Origin of the sequence: Olleya sp. AS48 (assembly GCF_038900355.1) — a bacterium.
Classification (GTDB): domain Bacteria; phylum Bacteroidota; class Bacteroidia; order Flavobacteriales; family Flavobacteriaceae; genus Olleya.
In genome coordinates this window covers 1-21,447 of sequence record NZ_JBBMRD010000017.1, presented here as the reverse complement: position 1 = coordinate 21,447, position 21,447 = coordinate 1, and the positions used below count along the sequence as shown (strand labels likewise).

Genomic DNA, 21,447 nt, shown 5'->3' with positions numbered 1-21,447 from the left:
GCCAGCTACAAAATAATTTGATTAGCTTTTTAGCGAAAATTATTCAAGATTATCGCTAAAATGGTAATCGATGGTAATGATTGTAAGCTAGCTACAAAATAATTTGATTAGCTTTTTAGCGAAAATAAATGTTTATTTTCGCTAAAATAGTAATCCTTAAAAAGATTATGTTTCTGCTAACAAATAATATTTAAAAGTATTTAAAATGAAATTGACTCAGATCAAATCCACAGTAATTATAATATTTTTACTAGTAGGAAGCGTTGCTGTGGCACAAACCGAATTAAAAAATAAAGTTGTCGACTTTATGAGTATGATGCCAATTGAAAACGCAAGTGTTTATATTCAAAACACAACAATTGGTACTATTACAAATGCAGATGGTAAGTTTGTGTTATTAGTGCCTAAAACGTACGAAAAGGATACCATTATCATTTCTTCAATTGGTTTTAAAAGCTACAAAACAACAATAGATCAGTTTGATAACGAGTTTGATATTTTATTAGAGGAAGATGTAGCATCCTTAGATGAAATTTTGATTATCGCAGAAAACAGACCCAAAACCGGAAACGATATTGTACTTAGAGCGCTAGAAAAATTAGAAAACAACCTTCCAGAATTACCATACTTACAAAAAGGTTTTATTAGACATAAAGAGCGAAATAAAAAACAATTTAAATGGTTGGTTGAAAGTGCAATTACTTTGTATGATGATTCTAGTTATGTCACAGGAGGAAAAGATAATCTTAAAATAAACGTAGATCAGGTCAGGAAAAGTTACGATTTACGTGATGTAGATAGTTTGTTTTCATATGCTACATATTTAAAATATAATGCCAATGTTAATTTAAAACCTAAAAATTTACGAAGAGATACTATCGCTAAATCATCACTAATAAAGTCTATTAAATGGAATGATACTAGAGTAAATGGTTTAGATAATTTATTTAAAGGAAAACTTAATTTAGTACGTAATTATAAAAGTCCAAAAGCATTGTTAGGTAAAGATGTGTTAGCAACACATCAATTTAAATTGGATACGATTTTAGTTGATAATGAAAGAAAAATTTATAAAATTAAGATAGATAAAAGTGAGGATTTTGTTGGTTTAGACACAGAAGGCATTTATAACGAAGGTTATATTGCAGAAGGTTGGATGTACATTTATTGGGATAATTTTGCAATTAAAAAAATTGAATATCAATTAAAAGCAGGATCTAATGCGCAAAAAAGTAGAAGTAAAACCTTATTTGATACGCAAATAAACCATAAACTAGTTATATCCTACATGGAATATCAAGATAGAATGTATCCAAATTATATCTATTACGAAACTCCAAAACTTGTCAATGTTGGTTATAAGCCAGTAGGTAAAATTGATAAAGAAGAGGAAGCGCTTTTTAATAAAGAAGAACGTTTTTATTATACAGTACAAGAAATTTTGTTTACTGAGATAATTCAAGATCAAGAACAAGTGCAAGCAGCTTTAAATCAAGACTGGGATTCGGATATTTTTTCTATAAAACCTTACGATAAAACATTTTGGGAAAACTACAATACATTACTAGAAAGTGAAGAAGATGAAAAGTTAATTAAGGATTTAACTAAACGTTCCACACTTTTTAAACAATAAAAAGCAATTTTTTTTATTGTAAAATATAAATAACTAATTATATTTGCGCCTCAAAATTTTAAAAGAGAGGAGGTTAAGACACTATGTTAATAATTCCAATAAAGGACGGAGAAAATATAGAACGAGCATTAAAACGCTACAAACGTAAGTTTGATAAAACGGGAACTAGAAGAGTTTTACAAGGTCGTAAGCAATTTGTTAAACCGTCAATAGAAAATAGAGCTAAAATTCAGAAAGCTCAATATGTACAACATTTAAGAGATCAAGAAGCTTTATAAATAGCTTCAATTAATAAAAAAAGCCACTAATTAGTTAGTGGTTTTTTTATTTTTACATATACCCAAAACAAAAAAGGTATATTTATAACACTTAAATACTATACGCTTAATGCTACTAAAAGCCTTTTTAGATTACCTGTTGCTTGAAAAAAAATATTCCCAGCTAACAGTTAATGCCTATAAAAAAGATATAGAATCCTTTATGGCTTTTATTTCTAGTGAAGAAGAAACAAATACTATTCAAGAAACAAATTATTCGCAAATTAGATCTTGGATTGTTAATTTAGTTCAAAAAGGAATAACCAACAAAAGTATAAATAGAAAGATTTCTGCATTAAATGGCTTCTTTAAATTCCTACTTAAAATTGAAGAAGTAAAGCTAAATCCACTTTCAAAACATAAGGCATTAAAAACAAGTAAAAAAGTTCAAATCCCCTTTTCAGAAAATGAAATTAATACAGTTCTAGATCAAATTAACCACAATCAAGATTTTGAAGGTGTTAGAAATAAATTAATAATAGAATTATTTTACTCTACAGGAATTAGACGTATAGAGTTGATAAACATTAAATTAAAAGATATTGATTTAGAAAATAAGACAATTAAAATTTTAGGTAAAAGAAATAAAGAACGTATTATTCCTTTGTTAAACATGGTAATGGATAGTGTAGACATTTATAAGTTAGAAAGAAATAAATTAGAAACTATTACAGATAATGAGTATTTGTTTTTAACAAAAAAAGGAGTTAAAGTATATGAAACTCTTGTCTACAGAATTATAAATGATTACTTTAGTAAAGCTTCAACTAAGGTGAAGAAAAGTCCACATATTCTAAGACATTCTTTTGCTACACACTTATTAAATCAAGGTGCAGAGTTAAATGCAGTCAAAGAACTATTAGGGCATTCTAGTTTAGCAGCTACTCAAGTTTATACGCACAATAGTATCGCTGAATTAAAAAAAGTATACGCAAAAGCGCACCCTAGAAGTAAAAAATAAATGTTTAACCACAAAATTTTAAAGTATGAAGGTAAACACACAGGCAGTAAACTTTAATGCCAATCCCCAATTATTGGAGTTCATCCAAAAACGTATGGATAAACTTGAAATGTACTATGACAAAGTAATTCAATCAGAAGTCTATCTTAAAGTAGAAAAGAGTAGTAATAAGCTTAATAAAATATTTGAAGCAAAAATAAATGTGCCAGGTGATTGCTTGGTTGTTAAAAAGCAATGTAAGACATTTGAAGAGGGAGCAGACATAGCTGTAGCCTCTTTGGAAAGGCAATTAAAAAAGCGAAAACAAAAATTAAGAGAAAATTTTAAAAATATTTCATAAAAATGTTTTGAATAATTAAATAAATATTTACATTTGCAGTCCGTTAGAAATAGCGGGCTTTTTTTAGAAGTAAAATTAGCAGAAAAAAGCCGATGTAGCTCAGCTGGCTAGAGCAGCTGATTTGTAATCAGCAGGTCGTGGGTTCGAGTCCCTCCATCGGCTCAAAATAAAGTTAAAATAGATAATTATTTGTTTTAACTTTGCATAAGTTCTTTAATAGAGTGAAAAGTTTAAAATTGGGGAGATACTCAAGCGGCCAACGAGGGCAGACTGTAAATCTGCTGACTACGTCTTCGCAGGTTCGAATCCTGCTCTCCCCACTTTTTTTAAAAGTTTATTTTAAACAACAAAGGATTTTAAATAATTGCGAGAGTAGCTCAGTTGGTAGAGCGTCAGCCTTCCAAGCTGAATGTCGCCGGTTCGAACCCGGTCTCTCGCTCTAATATTTAAGCCGGTGTAGCTCAGGGGTAGAGCGTTTCCTTGGTAAGGAAGAGGTCACGGGTTCAATTCCCGTCATTGGCTCAGAATAAAGAATACAAATTAAGAATACACTAATATTATTATATAACTAAGATTAAATTATTAAAACATGGCAAAGGCAACTTTCGATCGTTCAAAACCACACTTAAATATTGGTACAATTGGACACGTAGATCACGGTAAAACAACTTTAACTGCTGCTATTACTAAAGTATTAGCTGATGCAGGTTTATCAGAAGCAAGATCATTCGATCAAATTGATAACGCTCCTGAAGAAAAAGAAAGAGGTATCACAATTAATACATCACACGTAGAGTACTCTACAGCTAATCGTCACTATGCACACGTAGATTGTCCAGGTCACGCCGATTACGTAAAAAACATGGTAACTGGTGCTGCACAAATGGATGGAGCTATATTAGTTGTAGCTGCAACTGATGGTCCTATGCCACAAACACGTGAGCACATCTTATTAGGTCGTCAAGTTGGTATCCCAAGAATCGTTGTATTCTTAAATAAAGTGGATATGGTTGATGATGAAGAGCTTTTAGAGTTAGTAGACATGGAGGTTAGAGAATTATTATCTTTCTATGAGTATGATGGAGATAATGGACCTGTAGTTTCTGGTTCTGCATTAGGAGCTTTAAATGGTGAGCAAAAATGGGTGGATACAGTAATGGAATTAATGGCGCAAGTTGATGCATGGATCGAAGAGCCATTACGTGAGGTTGATAAGCCTTTCTTAATGCCTATCGAGGATGTATTCTCTATTACAGGTCGTGGTACTGTTGCAACAGGACGTATCGAAACTGGTATTGCCAATACAGGAGATCCTGTAGAGATTATTGGTATGGGTGCTGAAAAATTAACATCTACAATTACAGGAATCGAAATGTTCCGTCAAATATTAGATAGAGGTGAAGCTGGAGATAACGCAGGTATTCTTTTAAGAGGTATTGAGAAATCTCAAATCTCAAGAGGAATGGTAATCGTTAAGCCAGGTTCAGTAACACCACACGCTAAATTTAAAGCTGAGGTTTATATCCTTAAAAAAGAAGAAGGTGGACGTCATACTCCATTCCATAATAATTACCGTCCTCAATTTTACGTTCGTACAACTGACGTAACTGGAAACATAGCGTTACCTGAAGGAGTTGAGATGGTTATGCCAGGAGATAACTTAACTATTCATGTTGAGTTAATCCAAAAGATCGCAATGAATGTTGGATTACGTTTCGCAATACGTGAAGGTGGTAGAACAGTAGGAGCAGGTCAGGTAACTGAAATTTTAGACTAATTAATAGTTTATAATATATATAATTAAGGCACTTTGTTATGAAGTGCCTTGATTTATATTTACGGGTTTAGCTCAGTTGGTAGAGCACTGGTCTCCAAAACCAGGTGTCGGGAGTTCGAGTCTCTCAACCCGTGCAACTAAAATCAAATGCAAAATTTGTTTTTAAATAGTATTAAAGGAGTCCGCTCCATTGGATGACATTAAATAAAATAACATGGCTGGAATTGTAAATTATATAAAAGAATCATTTGGAGAGTTAAAAAACAATGTTACTTGGACACCATGGTCTGAGGCACAAAGTTTAACTATTCTTGTGGCTGTTTTTTCTATTATTTTTTCTTTAGCTATTTGGGGTATTGATACTGTTTTTAGTAAAGTAATTAGTTTATACTTTAATTTAATAGGATAGATTGATATGGCGGAAGTTGGAGAAAAAAAATGGTACGTAGTAAGAGCTGTAAGTGGTCAAGAAAATAAGATTAAGGCTTATATTGAAAATGAAATAGCTAGACTAGGCTTACAAGATTATGTAGAGCAAGTTTTAGTTCCTACAGAAAATGTTGTTCAAATCAGAAATGGTAAAAAGGTAAACAAAGAAAAAGTTTACTTTAGTGGTTACATAATGATTAAAGCAAATCTTACTGGAGAAATACCTCATATTATAAAATCTATTACAAATGTTATAGGTTTTTTGGGTGCTACTAAAGGTGGAGATCCATTACCTCTAAGACAGTCTGAAGTAAATAGAATGTTAGGTAAAGTGGATGAGTTATCTGTAGATGCGGATGTAAATGTGGCGATACCTTTTACTAAAGGTGAAACCGTTAAAGTTATTGACGGTCCATTTAATGGATTTGATGGAACTATTGAGAATATAAATGAAGAAAAACGTAAGTTAGAAGTAATGGTTAAAATCTTTGGAAGAAAGACCCCATTAGAGTTAAGTTACATGCAAGTAGAAAAAATATAATAATTGTTACACTAATAATAATGCATTTTTAAGCTTCCACTTAATTAATGCATCAATTTAATTCATTAAAAATGGCAAAAGAACTAGGAAAAGTAGTTAAACTACAAGTTAGGGGAGGTGCAGCGAATCCTTCGCCACCGGTTGGACCCGCTCTAGGTGCTGCAGGAGTTAATATCATGGAGTTTTGTAAGCAGTTTAATGCTAGAACTCAAGATAAAGCTGGTAAGGTTTTACCAGTGGTGATTTCGGTTTACAAAGACAAATCATTTGATTTTGTAATCAAAACACCACCAGCTGCTGTACAGTTACTAGAAGCGGCCAAAGTGAAAAAAGGTTCGGGAGAACCACACGTTAAGAAAGTAGCAAAAGTTTCTTGGGATCAAATCAAAACTATTGCGGAAGACAAAATGGTAGATTTAAATGCATTTACTTTAGATTCTGCAATGAAGATGATTGCTGGTACTGCAAGATCTATGGGTATAACTGTTAAAGGTGGTGATGCACCAAATTAACCTAAAAAGATTTTAAAATGGCAAGATTAACAAGAAAACAAAAAGAAGCTGTAGCTAAAATTGAAAAGGATAAAGTATATTCTATCAAGGAAGCTTCAGTATTAATAAAAGATATTACTAACACTAAATTCGACGCATCTGTAGATTTAGCAATACGTTTAGGTGTAGATCCTCGTAAAGCTAATCAAATGGTTAGAGGTGTTGTTTCTCTTCCTCACGGAACTGGTAAAGATACTAAAGTATTAGCTTTAGTAACACCAGACAAAGAGGCTGAAGCTAAAGAAGCTGGTGCTGATTATGTTGGTTTAGACGAGTACCTTGATAAAATCAAGAGTGGTTGGACTGACGTTGACGTAATTATTACTATGCCTAGTGTTATGGGTAAATTAGGTCCTTTAGGACGTGTATTAGGTCCTCGTGGTTTAATGCCTAACCCTAAGACTGGAACGGTAACAATGGATGTTGCAAAAGCTGTAACAGAAGTGAAAGCTGGTAAAATTGATTTTAAAGTTGATAAAACTGGTATCGTTCATGCTTCAATTGGAAAAGCTTCATTTACTGCTGATAAGATTGAAGACAATGCAAACGAATTATTAACAACAATATTAAAACTTAAACCAACTGCTGCAAAAGGAGTTTATGTAAAGAGCATTTTTATGTCTTCTACCATGAGTCCTAGTATTGCTGTGGATACTAAAATAGGTTAAGGAGTTAAAAACTTTATATTATGACTAGAGAAGAAAAATCACAAGTAATTAAAGACTTAACTGTACAATTAGCCGAAAATTCAAATATCTATATAGCAGATATTTCTGGTTTAAACGCAGGTACTACTTCTGACTTACGTCGCGCTTGTTTCAAAGCAAACATTAAGTTAGCAGTTGTTAAAAATACATTACTTGAAAAAGCGATGGAAGCTTCAGATAGAGATTTTGGAGATTTACCATCAATACTAAAAGGAAATACATCTGTGATGTATTCTGAAACTGGTAACGCTCCAGCTAAGGTAATAAAGACTTTTAGAAAAAAATCTGATAAGCCTTTATTAAAAGGTGCTTTTATTGAAGAAGCAGTTTACTTAGGAGACAATCAGTTAGATATGTTAGTAGACATTAAGTCTAGAGAAGAGTTAATTGGTGATATAGTAGGATTACTACAGTCTCCAGCTAAGAATGTTATTTCGGCTCTTAAATCTAGCGGTGGGACACTTTCAGGTATCTTAAAAACATTATCTCAGAAAGAGGGATAATAATAAATTAGGCACTATTACAATTATATATTAAATTACAAAATTAAAACGATAGAAAAATGGCAGATTTAAAAGATTTCGCAGAACAATTAGTTAACCTTACTGTAAAAGAAGTAAATGAGTTAGCTACTATTTTAAAAGATGAATATGGTATCGAACCTGCTGCTGCTGCAGTAGCTGTTGCAGCTGGTCCAGCTGCAGGAGGTGATGCTGCTGAGGCTCAAACTGAATTCGATGTAGTTCTTAAAGCTGCTGGAGCATCTAAGCTTGCAGTTGTAAAATTAGTTAAAGAATTAACTGGTTTAGGATTAAAAGAAGCTAAAGAATTAGTTGATAGCGCACCAAGCAACATCAAAGAAGGAGTTTCTAAAGATGAAGCTGAAGGTTTAAAAACTTCTTTAGAAGAAGCAGGAGCTGAGGTTGAGCTTAAGTAAGCTTACCAAATAATTTTACAAAGGTTTAGGTCTGAAGCATGTGCTTTACGACCTAAACCATTTGTCGTATATAGTGATTAGCTATATAAAATAATTTTTTTTTAATCAAAATTTCGTCCATTGATGTTAGTAACACAAGCTGAAAGATTAAATTTCTCGTCTATTGTAAATAGAACAGAATACCCGGATTTCATGGATATTCAGATTAAATCCTTCCAGGATTTTTTCCAGTTAGAAACAAAATCTGAAGAAAGAGGTGATGAAGGTCTATACAATACCTTCATGGAGAACTTTCCAATTACAGACACACGTAATCAATTCGTATTAGAATTTTTAGATTACTTTATTGATCCACCAAGATATACCATTGAAGAATGTATTGAAAGAGGACTAACTTATAGCGTTCCATTAAAAGCTAGGTTAAAGTTATATTGTACAGACCCTGAACATGAGGATTTCGAGACCATTGTCCAGGATGTGTACCTAGGAACTATACCTTACATGACACCTTCAGGTACTTTTTGTATCAACGGAGCAGAACGTGTAGTAGTTTCTCAATTACATAGATCTCCAGGTGTATTTTTTGGTCAGTCTTTCCATGCAAATGGAACCAAATTATATTCAGCAAGAGTTATTCCTTTTAAAGGATCATGGATAGAATTCGCTACAGATATTAACCAAGTAATGTATGCGTACATTGATAGAAAGAAAAAGTTACCTGTAACTACTCTTTTTAGAGCTATTGGTTTTGAGCGTGACAAAGATATATTAGAAATTTTTGATCTAGCAGAAGAGGTTAAAGTTTCTAAATCTGGTCTTAAAAAAATCATTGGTCGTAAATTAGCTGCTCGTGTATTAAATACATGGCATGAAGATTTTGTTGATGAAGATACTGGTGAGGTAGTTTCTATTGAGCGTAATGAGATTGTTTTAGATCGTGATACAGAATTAGATAAAGATAATATTGAGGAAATTCTTGAGATTGACGTTAAAACTATTCTTTTACATAAAGAAAGTGCTCAACAGGGAGATTATGCAATTATTCATAATACTCTTCAAAAGGATCCAACAAACTCTGAAAAAGAAGCTGTTGAACATATTTATAGACAACTACGTAATGCTGAGCCGCCAGATGAGGAAACAGCACGTGGTATTATAGATAAATTATTCTTTAGTGATCAACGTTATTCTCTTGGAGAAGTTGGACGTTACAGAATGAATAAAAAATTACAATTAGATATTGGAATGGATAAGCAAGTGCTTACCAAAGAAGATATTATTACTATAATTAAATATTTAATTGAACTTATCAATTCTAAAGCAGAGATTGATGATATTGATCACTTATCTAACCGTCGTGTACGTACAGTGGGTGAACAATTATCTTCTCAGTTTGGTGTTGGTTTAGCTCGTATGGCGCGTACTATTCGTGAGCGTATGAATGTTCGTGATAACGAGGTTTTTACACCTATAGATTTAATTAATGCTAAGACGTTATCGTCTGTTATTAATTCTTTCTTTGGTACAAACCAATTATCGCAATTTATGGACCAAACTAATCCTCTTGCAGAAATTACGCACAAGCGTCGTTTATCAGCATTAGGTCCAGGTGGTTTATCAAGAGAAAGAGCAGGATTCGAGGTTCGAGATGTTCACTATACTCACTATGGTAGACTTTGTCCAATTGAAACTCCTGAGGGACCTAACATTGGATTAATTTCATCATTATCGGTATATGCTAAAGTGAATTCTATGGGATTCATCGAAACGCCTTATAGAAAAGTTACTGATGGAGTTGTTGATATTAAAGGAGCACCTATTTATTTAAGTGCCGAAGAAGAAGAAGATAAATTAATTGCTCAAGCAACTGTTAAAGTTGATGAAGACGGTAAGATTTTACATGACAAGGTAATTGCACGTATGGAAGGTGACTTCCCAGTAATGGATCCTAAAGATATCCATTATACAGATGTAGCACCTAATCAAATTTCATCTATATCTGCTTCACTTATTCCGTTTTTAGAGCATGATGATGCCAACCGTGCATTGATGGGATCTAACATGATGCGTCAGGCTGTACCGTTGTTACGTCCTCAAGCTCCTATTGTTGGAACTGGTTTAGAGAGACAAGTAGCATCAGATTCTCGTGTTTTAATTAATGCAGAAGGAAATGGTGTTGTGCAATATGTTGATGCAAATGAGATTGTTATCAAGTATGAAAGAACAGAAGACGATGCTAAAGTTAGTTTTGATAGTGATATTAAAACATATCCATTAGTTAAGTTTAGAAAAACTAACCAGGGAACTTCTATTAATTTAAAGCCAATTGTTAAAAAAGGCGACAAAATTACTAAAGGACAAGTTTTATCTGAAGGTTACGCAACTCAAAAGGGTGAATTGGCTTTAGGAAGAAATATGAAAGTAGCCTTTATGCCTTGGAAAGGGTATAACTTTGAGGATGCAATTGTAATTTCTGAAAAAGTTGTTCGTGAAGATATTTTTACATCTATTCACATTGATGAATATTCTCTTGAAGTTAGAGACACAAAATTAGGAAATGAAGAATTAACAAACGACATACCAAACGTTTCTGAAGAGGCTACTAAAGACTTAGATGAAAATGGTATGATTCGCGTTGGTGCAGAAGTTAAACCTGGTGATATTTTGATTGGAAAAATTACTCCTAAGGGAGAGTCAGATCCAACACCAGAAGAAAAACTTTTACGTGCAATTTTTGGTGATAAAGCTGGAGATGTAAAAGATGCTTCATTAAAAGCTTCACCTTCATTACATGGTGTAGTTATTAATAAAAAATTATTTTCTAGAGCAGTTAAAGATAAAAGAAAGAGAGCTCAAGATAAAGAAGATATAGCTAAATTAGAAAATCTTTACTTTACGAAGTTTGATCAATTACAAGATGTATTAGTTGAAAAACTTTTCACTATTGTTAACGGAAAAACATCTCAAGGTATATTTAATGATTTAGGAGAGGAGGTTTTACCAAAAGGTAAAAAATTCACTCTAAAAATGTTAAATGCTGTTGACGATTATACTCACTTAACTGGTGGTACTTGGACAACTGATGATCATACTAATAAGCTTGTAGCTGATTTAATTCACAATTACAAGATTAAAGAAAATGACTTACAAGGGTCTTTAAGACGCGAGAAGTTTACTATATCTGTAGGAGATGAATTACCAGCAGGAATAATCAAGTTAGCAAAAGTTTACATCGCTAAAAAACGTAAGTTAAAAGTTGGTGATAAAATGGCAGGACGACATGGTAACAAAGGTATTGTTGCGCGTATTGTACGTCAAGAGGATATGCCATTCTTAGAAGATGGAACTCCAGTTGATATTGTATTAAATCCATTAGGTGTACCATCTCGTATGAACATCGGACAAATTTATGAAACTGTTTTAGGTTGGGCTGGTCAAGATCTAGGTCGTACGTATGCAACTCCAATTTTTGATGGTGCTACAATTGATCAAATTAACGAGTTAACTGATGAAGCGGGAATCCCTAGATATGGTCATACATATTTATATGATGGAGGAACAGGAGATCGTTTTGATCAACCTGCCACAGTCGGAGTTATCTATATGCTTAAATTAGGACACATGGTAGATGATAAGATGCACGCGCGTTCTATCGGACCATATTCTTTAATTACGCAACAACCTTTAGGTGGTAAAGCACAATTTGGAGGTCAACGTTTTGGAGAGATGGAAGTTTGGGCACTTGAGGCTTACGGAGCATCTGCAACATTAAGAGAAATCTTAACTGTTAAATCGGATGACGTAGTTGGTAGAGCTAAAACTTACGAAGCTATCGTTAAAGGAGAGCCAATGCCAGAACCTGGATTACCAGAATCTTTCAACGTATTAATGCACGAATTGAAAGGATTAGGATTAGACATTAGATTAGAAGAATAATTTTAAGTGAGTTGAGCAGTTTTTAATGTATTAAAAACTGCTTTACAAACTGAACACTATAAGAATTATGGCAAAAAAGCAAGATAAGAATACAGTACAGAGATTTAACAAAATCTCGATTGGTTTAGCATCACCAGAATCTATATTAGCAGAATCTAGAGGTGAGGTTTTAAAACCAGAAACTATCAATTATCGTACACATAAACCAGAACGTGATGGTTTATTCTGTGAGCGTATTTTTGGTCCTGTAAAGGATTACGAATGTGCTTGTGGTAAATATAAGCGTATTAGATATAAAGGAATTGTTTGCGACCGTTGTGGAGTTGAAGTTACTGAAAAGAAAGTACGTCGTGATAGAGTAGGACACATTAATTTAGTAGTCCCTGTTGCTCATATTTGGTACTTCCGTTCTTTACCAAATAAAATAGGATACATTTTAGGATTACCTTCTAAGAAATTAGATATGATTATTTACTACGAACGTTATGTAGTAATTCAACCTGGTAATGCTAAAAACGAAGAAGGAGAGCCTTTACAAAAATTAGATTTTTTAACTGAAGAAGAGTACCTAAATATTTTAGAAACACTTCCTCAAGATAATCAATATTTAGATGATACAGACCCAAGCAAGTTTATTGCTAAAATGGGAGCTGAGTGTCTTATTGACTTATTATCTAGAATAGACTTAGACACGTTATCTTACGAGTTACGTCATAAAGCTAATACAGAAACGTCTAAACAACGTAAAACGGAAGCTTTAAAACGTTTACAAGTAGTAGAAGCTTTACGTGAGTCTAATGAAAATAGAGAGAATCGTCCCGAATGGATGATAATGAAAGTAGTGCCAATTATACCACCAGAATTAAGACCATTAGTGCCTTTAGATGGTGGACGTTTTGCTACTTCTGATTTAAATGATTTATATCGTCGTGTAATTATCCGTAACAACCGTCTTAAAAGATTAGTTGAGATAAAAGCACCAGAGGTTATTTTACGTAACGAAAAACGTATGTTACAAGAGTCTGTAGATTCTTTATTTGATAACACACGTAAGTCGTCTGCAGTAAAAACAGATTCTAACAGACCTTTAAAATCTTTATCAGATTCGCTTAAAGGTAAGCAAGGTCGTTTCCGTCAAAACTTACTTGGTAAGCGTGTGGATTATTCAGCACGTTCTGTAATTGTTGTTGGACCAGAATTAAAATTATTTGAATGTGGATTGCCAAAAAATATGGCAGCAGAATTATACAAGCCTTTTGTAATTAGAAAATTAATTGAAAGAGGTATTGTTAAAACTGTAAAATCTGCTAAAAAGATTATAGATAAAAGAGAACCAGTTGTTTGGGATATATTAGAAAATGTTTTAAAAGGACATCCAGTGCTTTTAAATCGTGCTCCTACGTTACATAGACTTGGAATTCAAGCTTTTCAACCTAAATTAATTGAGGGTAAAGCAATCCAATTACACCCATTAGCTTGTGCTGCATTTAATGCGGATTTTGATGGTGACCAGATGGCTGTTCACTTACCATTAGGACCTGAAGCGATACTAGAATGTCAGATGTTAATGTTAGCATCGCATAATATCTTAAACCCTGCAAATGGTGCTCCAGTTACTGTACCATCTCAGGATATGGTACTTGGTTTATACTACATGACTAAGCACAGGTATTCTACACCTGAAGTTCCAGTAAGAGGTGAAGGATTAACATTTTACTCTGCAGAAGAAGTAACAATTGCTTACAATGAAAAGAGAGTAGAATTAAACGCAGGGATTAAAGTTAGAGCAATGGACTTTAATGAAGCGGGCGAACTAGTGTATCAAATTATTGAAACTACTGTTGGTCGTGTTTTATTTAACGAAAAAGTTCCAGCAGCTGCAGGTTTTATTAATGAAGTATTAACTAAAAAATCTTTAAGAGATATTATTGGTAATATTTTAAAAGTAACTAGTGTACCTGAAACTGCAGCTTTCTTAGATGAAATTAAAACTTTAGGATATAACTTCGCATTTAGAGGAGGTTTATCTTTCAGTTTAGGAGATATTATTATCCCACCAGAAAAGCAATCTATGATTGATGCTGCCAACCAAAAAGTTGATGGTGTTACTGGTAACTATAACATGGGATTAATTACAAATAACGAACGTTATAACCAAGTTATTGATATTTGGACGTCTACCAATGCGGAATTGACTGAATTGTCAATGAAACGTATTAGAGAGGACCAACAAGGATTTAACTCGGTATATATGATGCTTGATTCTGGAGCACGTGGATCTAAAGAACAGATTCGTCAGCTTACAGGTATGCGTGGATTAATGGCCAAGCCTAAAAAATCTACTGCAGGTGGAGGATCTATTATTGAAAACCCTATCTTATCTAACTTTAAGGAAGGATTATCAATTTTAGAATACTTTATATCAACTCACGGTGCGCGTAAAGGTCTTGCCGATACAGCACTTAAAACTGCCGATGCAGGTTATTTAACACGTCGTTTAGTGGATGTTTCACAAGACGTGATTGTTAATAGCGAAGACTGTGGTACATTAAGAGGAGTAGAAGTTTCTGCGCTTAAGAAAAATGATGAAGTTGTTGAGAAATTAGAAGCACGTATAGTAGGTCGTATTTCATTAAATGATGTATATGATCCTTTAAGTGAAGAGGTTTTGGCTGAAGCAGGTCAATTAATTGACGAAGTTGTAGCAGCTAGAATTGAAAATTCACCAATTGAGTCTGTAGAAGTTCGTTCGCCATTATCTTGTGAAGCTAAAAAAGGTATCTGTGCACAGTGTTACGGTCGTAATTTGGCTACCAATAAAATGGTACAACGCGGTGAAGCAGTTGGAGTTGTAGCAGCACAATCTATTGGAGAACCAGGTACTCAGTTAACACTTCGTACATTCCACGTTGGAGGTATTGCAGGTAACATTTCTGAAGAAAACAAACTTGTAGTTAAGTTTGATGGTATTGCAGAAATTGAAGATTTAAAAACTGTTAAAGGTATTGACAATGATGGTAAAGCAGTAGATGTTGTAATCTCTCGTACATCAGAACTTAAGTTAGTAGATAAGAAAACAGGAATTACCTTAAGTACTAATAATATTCCTTATGGTTCTCACGTTTTTGTTAAAAATGGAGATCCTTTAAAAGCTGGAGATGTTGTTTGTTCTTGGGATCCATATAACGGAGTTATTATTTCAGAATTTGCTGGAAAAGTTAGATATGAAAATATCGAACAAGGTATAACTTATCAAGTTGAAATTGATGAGCAAACAGGTTTCCAAGAAAAAGTAATTTCTGAATCTAGAAATAAAAAATTAATACCAACACTTATTGTTGAAGACGGTAAAGGTGAAGCGATTCGTTCTTATAACCTACCAGTAGGTGCGCACATCATGATTGATGATGGAGAAAAAGTTAAGGTTGGAAAAATCTTAGTTAAAATTCCTCGTAAATCTGCAAAAGCTGGTGATATTACAGGAGGTTTACCACGTGTTACAGAATTATTTGAAGCTCGTAATCCTTCTAACCCAGCAGTTGTAAGTGCTATTGATGGTGTTGTATCTTTTGGTAAAATTAAGAGAGGTAATCGTGAGATTATCGTAGAATCTAAATTAGGAGAAATTAAGAAATACCTAGTTAAGCTATCTAGTCAAATTCTTGTACAGGAAAATGACTTTATTAAAGCAGGAATGCCATTATCTGATGGTTCAGTTACACCAAATGACATCCTAAATATTAAAGGACCATCTGCTGTACAACAATACTTAGTTAACGAAGTGCAAGAAGTATATCGTTTACAAGGTGTGAAAATTAATGATAAGCATTTTGAAGTTGTTGTACGACAAATGATGCGTAAAGTAAGAATTATTGATTCTGGGGATACTATCTTTTTAGAGGATCAATTAGCACATAAATCTGATTTTATTGAAGAAAATGATAACATTTTTGGAATGAAAGTAGTAGAAAATGCTGGTGATTCTTCAAACTTAAAAGAAGGTCAGATTATATCTGCTTTCCAATTAAGAGATGAAAACTCTATTTTACGTCGTGAAGATAAACAACTAGTTATAGCAAGAGACGCGCAGCCTGCAACAGCGACGCCAATTTTACAAGGTATTACTAGAGCTTCTTTACAGACTAAATCATTTATTTCTGCAGCTTCTTTCCAAGAGACTACTAAAGTATTAAATGAAGCAGCTGTAGCTGGTAAGATTGATACATTAGAAGGACTTAAAGAAAATGTAATTGTAGGTCATCGTATACCAGCGGGAACAGGTATGAGAGCTTATGATAATATTATCGTTGGATCTAAAGAAGAGTTTGATCAAATGATGAAAGCTAAACAAGAAGTTAATTATAACTAACTGTAAATCAATATAATGTTGATTTTATAAATAATTTAATAATTAAAAGAATCCTGCAATTTGCAGGATTCTTTGTTTAAAAAAATAACATATGTCAGATAATAATGATAATAAACCTAAACAAGGTCAAATTAATATAGAATTAGACGAGAAAATTGCAGAGGGTATATACTCTAATTTAGCTATTATAAATCACTCAGTCTCAGAGTTTGTTGTTGATTTTGTTAGTATAATGCCTGGTACGCCTAAAAGCAAAGTAAAGTCTAGAATTATATTAACACCACAACATGCTAAAAGATTATTAAAAGCTTTAAGCGAAAATGTCAAAAGATTTGAAAAAGCACATGGCGAAATTAAGGATTATGAACAACCACCAATTCCTTTAAATTTTGGACCTACTGGACAAGCATAAATAAAAAAGCCTTTCTATAAAATTAGAAAGGCTTTTTTATATTAATTAGATTTTAAATAGTCAAAAACTATTTTAAAAATTTTTAAAATTAGTTTTAACTATATTAATTAAATTTTTGACTTTATTTAACCGCATTTAAAGAGGTTTTTTTAAATTTAAATAGTGAAATTAAGCCTGGATCTTTATCGTGTATTAAAACGATTTAAATGTGATTTTTACTATTCAAATTCCGAAACGTAATGAAATTTAACACTTGGATATTTTTGTTGAGTCATTTGTAAAGAAAAAGGTGAATCTGCTAAAAATACTAATTGTCCTCTTTTATCCTTAGCTAAATAACGCTGTTTAACGCGTAAAAATTCTTTGTACTCACTATTTTTTTTGTCTTCAGGATCAACCCAACACGCTTTATACACATTTAAGTTTTCATAGGTACATTTAGCACCATATTCATGTTCTAACCTATATTGTATAACTTCATATTGTAATGCTCCAACAGTACCAATTACCTTTCTTCCATTAAGTTCTAATGTAAATAACTGTGCAACACCTTCATCCATTAACTGATCAATTCCTTTAAAAAGTTGTTTAGACTTTAATGGGTCTGCATTATTTATATATCTAAAGTGCTCAGGAGAAAAACTTGGTATTCCTTTATAGTTTAGTATTTCACCTTCTGTAAGTGTATCACCAATTTTAAAGGTTCCAGTATCTTGTAGACCAACAATATCACCAGGATAAGAGATATCTACAATTTCTTTTTTTTCTGCAAAAAAGGCGTTTGGGCTAGAAAATTTAACTTTTTTATTATGTCTTACATGTAAATACGGAGTATTTCTTTTAAACTCACCCGAAACTATTTTAACAAAAGCTAATCTATTTCTGTGATTAGGATCCATATTTGCGTGAATTTTAAATACAAAACCAGAAAATTTATCTTCCTCAGGTAAAACAAGTCGCTCTTCACTATTTTTTGGTCTTGGTTTCGGAGCTATTTCAACAAAACAATCTAATAATTCTCTGACACCAAAACTGTTTAATGCTGATCCAAAAAATACAGGCTGTAACTCTCCTTTTAAGTAATCTTCATTACTAAATTTAGGATAGATCCCTTCAACTAATTCAATTTCTTCACGTAAAGTGTTAGCTGATTTCTCTCCTATTAAAGTATTTAACTCTGTCGATTCAAGATCATTTATTTCAATGGTTTCCTCAATGTTTTTTCTACTGTCACCACTAAACAGATTAATATTTTTCTCCCAAATATTATATATTCCTTTAAAATCATAACCCATACCAATTGGGAAACTTAAAGGTGTTACCGTTAATTTTAATTTTTGTTCTATTTCATCTAATAATTCAAATGCATCTTTACCCTCACGATCCATTTTATTAATAAAAACAATCATTGGTATGTTCCGCATTCTACAAACTTCTACAAGTTTTTCCGTTTGTTCCTCAACACCTTTAGCAACATCAATTACAACTATTACACTATCAACAGCTGTTAATGTTCTGAAGGTATCTTCAGCAAAATCCTTATGTCCTGGGGTATCTAATATGTTTATTTTGATACCATCATATTCAAATGCAAGAACAGAAGTAGCTACAGATATACCACGTTGGCGTTCAATTTCCATAAAATCACTAGTAGCACCTTTTTTAATTTTGTTACTCTTAACTGCTCCAGCTTCATTAATAGCTCCACCAAAAAGTAACAACTTTTCTGTAAGTGTTGTTTTTCCTGCATCAGGATGTGATATAATACCAAAGGTTCTCCTTCTTTTTATTTCGTCTAAAAACTTCATTAAAATAATTTTTACAAATATATAGGTATAGGGTTAGATGTCCTACTAGTCAAAACCATTTATTATTTCATTTAATAGTGTTGTAAGTACTTGATAATCAATAAAATTTTTAAGAAAATTCATACATTTAATTATAATTTAAATTTTTATCTATCATATTTGCACTTTATCGAGAATGATTTTTAAAATATGAATGAATTTTTTTGTTTTTCGATGTAATGTTTGTCCGAAAAAACTACACTTTAACGAAAATTAACACTTTTAGGCGTGTATTTAAATCTATAAAGATTGTAAGTAATTAAATTCGCACTTTGTGTGGCTAAAACCACAATTAATAGCAAATACTATTTTTTAAAATTGATTATTAAATAATCTTACCCTCAACAACATGAAAATCTTTTTTCGATTATCTAGAGACAAAGCACTTGGTTTATTGGTGTTTACTTTATTTTCTTTTACTAGTTTATTTTCTCAGACTAATGCGCCAAGTATAAAAACTGGTGTTTCTTTTCAGTGGAGTGATGTGCAAACTACGCTTAATGATCCCGCTACAATTCAGAGTATAACTGTTGGCACAAGAGTTTTTGTGGATTTTGGAAGTCCTCAGTCTTATACTATGACTCAAGTAGGTACTACTGGTGGAAATGCTGCCAATAGAGTGCGTCTTAACAACACTCTTGTTGAGTCTACTAGTGCTAGTCCAACTTGGGATGCATCAGCTTTAGCAGCATTTCAAGATAAAAATTTGAATCACTTTTTTGAAGCTAGTAATAATGGACAAGCTATTTGTAATGATTTTTCAGCAGCTCAATCAACTTTAATTGCGCAGAAGCAAACATTTTCATATTCTCCGGCTATACGTAGTACTTCAGGAAGTATTATAGCGATTACAGAACGTAACGCAAATAATTGTTATCATATTGAGTTTTTTGGAACTCCAGTTGGTGGAGGTGCTAATCAATCTTTGGGTTCTACTTTTGTTAATCCTCAAGGTCCTACTTACTATGGTCATGGAGGAACAGGTAGTTCTAGTAGTTTTGGTACTGTTGGTACGGTAGTAGCTCCAACTAGTACTTCGGATTATTGGTTAAGTGACAGAGTAGTGGTTACCAATGGTGGGACTATTGGTATTGCTCTTTTTTACGTAAACGATATAGCTCCTCAAGGGTCTTTTATTACGGATGTAAGAATTACTGCAACAAGTGCTGATCACGGAGACGGTAAATTATTTATTTTTTCTTTACCAGATGAAGATGGTGATGGATTTAGTGATATTGATGATTTAGATGATGACGATGATGGTATTTTAGATATTGACGAATCAAATGGTTATTCTCCAAGTTATGATGAAGATGGTGATGGTATTCCAAACTGGAATGATACAATAGACAATGGTACTGGAGATGGTAGCTTCACAAACTATGCTGATGCCAATGGAGATGGTGTGCCTGATGTATATGATTTTGATGGTGATGGAATTCCTAATCATTTAGATTTTGATTCAGATAATGATGGTTGTTTTGATGCTTTAGAAGGTGGAGATGGAATAGTTACAACAGAACTGAATCCTAATGGATCATTAAATGGGGATATAGATGCGGCTACAGGTGTACCAAATAATGTTAATGTAAATAATGGACAAACTATTGGGGCCTCTCAAAATGCTTCAGCGTATGATGCTAATGGGCAGTGTGATAGAGATAACGATGGTGTTTTAGATGGTAGTGATATTTGTCAAGGTTCAGATGATAGTGTTGATATAGATAATGATGGTGTGCCAAATGGTTGTGATTTAGATAATGACAATGATGGTATATTGGATATAAATGAAGGAGTCTGTTCTTCTCAAATTTTGACAGGTGTATGGACGATTTCAGGAAACACTGCTTCTTATGATTTTGGAAACGGAATTATTGCAGAAGTAAGTACTTCTAACGAAAATAATTTCACTTCAGGAGTTTTTACTAATGGTGCTTTTTGGACTGAAAATTTAGCTAATGCAGCATCTTTACAAAATCAATATATATGGAACAGAACTTTAACGGTTAATTACGTTGATCAATTAGGAGATCCAATTACAGTAACTAATCCTATTATCTTTTTAGATAGAGTTGGTGGTACAGATGGACTTAATGATGAACAAAATACCGCTATTGTAACCTTGCAAAATGGTTTGACATGGACTGCTTTATCAGGAACGTCTGATTTTGGTTCTACTGCAACTACAGTTTTTGATTCAGGTACAGGTACAGCTGCTGATCCAGCACATGTTCAGGATGCAACTCAGAATGATGCTGATGGAACAGCTGCAGGTACAATGCAAATTAATGGAGAGGTTTCAAGTTTTACTTTGCAATTTGTGCAAGGTGGTTTATTCGGAACAGGTACTGATGGCATCGAATTTATATTATCGGCATGTCAAAGTTTAGATACAGATAATGATGGTACACCGGATTACCTAGATAATGATAGTGATGGAGATATGTGTCCAGATGCTATTGAAGGTGGTGGAACATTAAACAGTACAAATGTAGATGCTAACGGTCAATTAACAGGAACTGTAGATTCTACTACAGGTGTACCTAATGATGTAGATGTGAATGCAGGTCAAACTGTAGGAGATTCTACTAACGATCTAGTAAATGCTTGTTTAGGAAGCGTAAGCGGAACAATCGTAGATGAGAATGGCGATCCTGTATCAGGAATCGTTGTAACATTAGATGATGGCG

At 33.0% G+C, this 21,447-nt stretch carries 15 protein-coding genes, 5 tRNA genes and 1 pseudogene; 20 read left to right on the top strand and 1 reads right to left on the bottom strand.

Features of this window, described 5'->3' with window-relative positions:
• Nucleotides 1-205: 205 nt before the first annotated feature.
• The 19 genes from WNY60_RS15190 to WNY60_RS15100 all read left to right on the top strand — a co-directional run bounded on the left by WNY60_RS15190 (nucleotide 206) and on the right by WNY60_RS15100 (nucleotide 16,910).
• Complete coding sequence (locus WNY60_RS15190; protein WP_342862887.1) at nucleotides 206-1,633, top strand: carboxypeptidase-like regulatory domain-containing protein; 1,428 nt, start codon at nucleotides 206-208, stop codon at nucleotides 1,631-1,633.
• 83 nt (nucleotides 1,634-1,716) lie between these two features.
• The gene (rpsU, locus tag WNY60_RS15185) at nucleotides 1,717-1,911 is read left to right on the top strand and encodes a 30S ribosomal protein S21 (RefSeq protein WP_145002548.1); all 195 of its coding nucleotides are present in this window, start codon (nucleotides 1,717-1,719) and stop codon (nucleotides 1,909-1,911) included.
• 109 nt (nucleotides 1,912-2,020) lie between these two features.
• Nucleotides 2,021-2,911: a tyrosine-type recombinase/integrase gene (locus WNY60_RS15180; protein WP_342862886.1), complete on the top strand. Its 891-nt coding sequence runs from the start codon at nucleotides 2,021-2,023 to the stop codon at nucleotides 2,909-2,911.
• 25 nt (nucleotides 2,912-2,936) lie between these two features.
• On the top strand, nucleotides 2,937-3,251 hold the full coding sequence (gene raiA, locus WNY60_RS15175; protein ID WP_292949763.1) for a ribosome-associated translation inhibitor RaiA: 315 nt from the start codon (nucleotides 2,937-2,939) through the stop codon (nucleotides 3,249-3,251).
• An 88-nt stretch (nucleotides 3,252-3,339) separates the two neighbouring features.
• A tRNA-Thr gene (locus WNY60_RS15170) sits at nucleotides 3,340-3,413 on the top strand.
• A 76-nt stretch (nucleotides 3,414-3,489) separates the two neighbouring features.
• Nucleotides 3,490-3,571 (top strand) — tRNA-Tyr (locus WNY60_RS15165).
• Between the two features lie 46 nt (nucleotides 3,572-3,617).
• Nucleotides 3,618-3,690, top strand: a tRNA-Gly gene (locus tag WNY60_RS15160).
• Nucleotides 3,691-3,701: 11 nt separating this feature from the next.
• A tRNA-Thr gene (locus WNY60_RS15155) sits at nucleotides 3,702-3,773 on the top strand.
• A gap of 67 nt (nucleotides 3,774-3,840) precedes the next feature.
• Nucleotides 3,841-5,028: an elongation factor Tu gene (gene tuf, locus WNY60_RS15150; protein WP_028283621.1), complete on the top strand. Its 1,188-nt coding sequence runs from the start codon at nucleotides 3,841-3,843 to the stop codon at nucleotides 5,026-5,028.
• Nucleotides 5,029-5,089: 61 nt separating this feature from the next.
• Nucleotides 5,090-5,162, top strand: a tRNA-Trp gene (locus tag WNY60_RS15145).
• Between the two features lie 80 nt (nucleotides 5,163-5,242).
• The gene (secE, locus tag WNY60_RS15140) at nucleotides 5,243-5,437 is read left to right on the top strand and encodes a preprotein translocase subunit SecE (RefSeq protein ID WP_028283620.1); all 195 of its coding nucleotides are present in this window, start codon (nucleotides 5,243-5,245) and stop codon (nucleotides 5,435-5,437) included.
• Nucleotides 5,438-5,443: 6 nt separating this feature from the next.
• On the top strand, nucleotides 5,444-5,998 hold the full coding sequence (gene nusG / locus WNY60_RS15135) for a transcription termination/antitermination protein NusG (protein ID WP_028283619.1): 555 nt from the start codon (nucleotides 5,444-5,446) through the stop codon (nucleotides 5,996-5,998).
• 71 nt (nucleotides 5,999-6,069) lie between these two features.
• A complete protein-coding gene (gene rplK / locus WNY60_RS15130) occupies nucleotides 6,070-6,510 on the top strand; it encodes a 50S ribosomal protein L11 (RefSeq protein ID WP_028283618.1) in 441 nt (146 codons plus the stop codon).
• Nucleotides 6,511-6,527: 17 nt separating this feature from the next.
• Nucleotides 6,528-7,217 (top strand): 50S ribosomal protein L1, encoded by a 690-nt coding sequence (gene rplA / locus WNY60_RS15125; RefSeq protein WP_145002539.1) that lies wholly within the window; start codon nucleotides 6,528-6,530, stop codon nucleotides 7,215-7,217.
• 20 nt (nucleotides 7,218-7,237) lie between these two features.
• On the top strand, nucleotides 7,238-7,759 hold the full coding sequence (gene rplJ, locus WNY60_RS15120) for a 50S ribosomal protein L10 (protein ID WP_145002536.1): 522 nt from the start codon (nucleotides 7,238-7,240) through the stop codon (nucleotides 7,757-7,759).
• A gap of 59 nt (nucleotides 7,760-7,818) precedes the next feature.
• Nucleotides 7,819-8,193: a 50S ribosomal protein L7/L12 gene (rplL, locus tag WNY60_RS15115; protein ID WP_028283615.1), complete on the top strand. Its 375-nt coding sequence runs from the start codon at nucleotides 7,819-7,821 to the stop codon at nucleotides 8,191-8,193.
• Between the two features lie 123 nt (nucleotides 8,194-8,316).
• The gene (gene rpoB / locus WNY60_RS15110; RefSeq protein ID WP_145002533.1) at nucleotides 8,317-12,129 is read left to right on the top strand and encodes a DNA-directed RNA polymerase subunit beta; all 3,813 of its coding nucleotides are present in this window, start codon (nucleotides 8,317-8,319) and stop codon (nucleotides 12,127-12,129) included.
• 67 nt (nucleotides 12,130-12,196) lie between these two features.
• Nucleotides 12,197-16,498, top strand: a complete 4,302-nt coding sequence (gene rpoC / locus WNY60_RS15105; RefSeq protein WP_342862885.1) for a DNA-directed RNA polymerase subunit beta' — start codon at nucleotides 12,197-12,199, stop codon at nucleotides 16,496-16,498.
• Between the two features lie 91 nt (nucleotides 16,499-16,589).
• Nucleotides 16,590-16,910, top strand: coding sequence for a DUF3467 domain-containing protein (locus tag WNY60_RS15100; RefSeq protein WP_145002527.1), 321 nt, complete (start codon nucleotides 16,590-16,592; stop codon nucleotides 16,908-16,910).
• A gap of 218 nt (nucleotides 16,911-17,128) precedes the next feature.
• Here WNY60_RS15100 and WNY60_RS15095 read toward each other — a convergent pair whose 3' ends face one another.
• Nucleotides 17,129-18,718, bottom strand: coding sequence for a peptide chain release factor 3 (locus WNY60_RS15095; protein ID WP_145002524.1), 1,590 nt, complete (start codon nucleotides 18,716-18,718; stop codon nucleotides 17,129-17,131).
• A gap of 388 nt (nucleotides 18,719-19,106) precedes the next feature.
• Here WNY60_RS15095 and WNY60_RS15090 point away from each other — a divergent pair.
• Nucleotides 19,107-21,447, top strand: a pseudogene (locus WNY60_RS15090) (hypothetical protein); the annotation flags it as partial.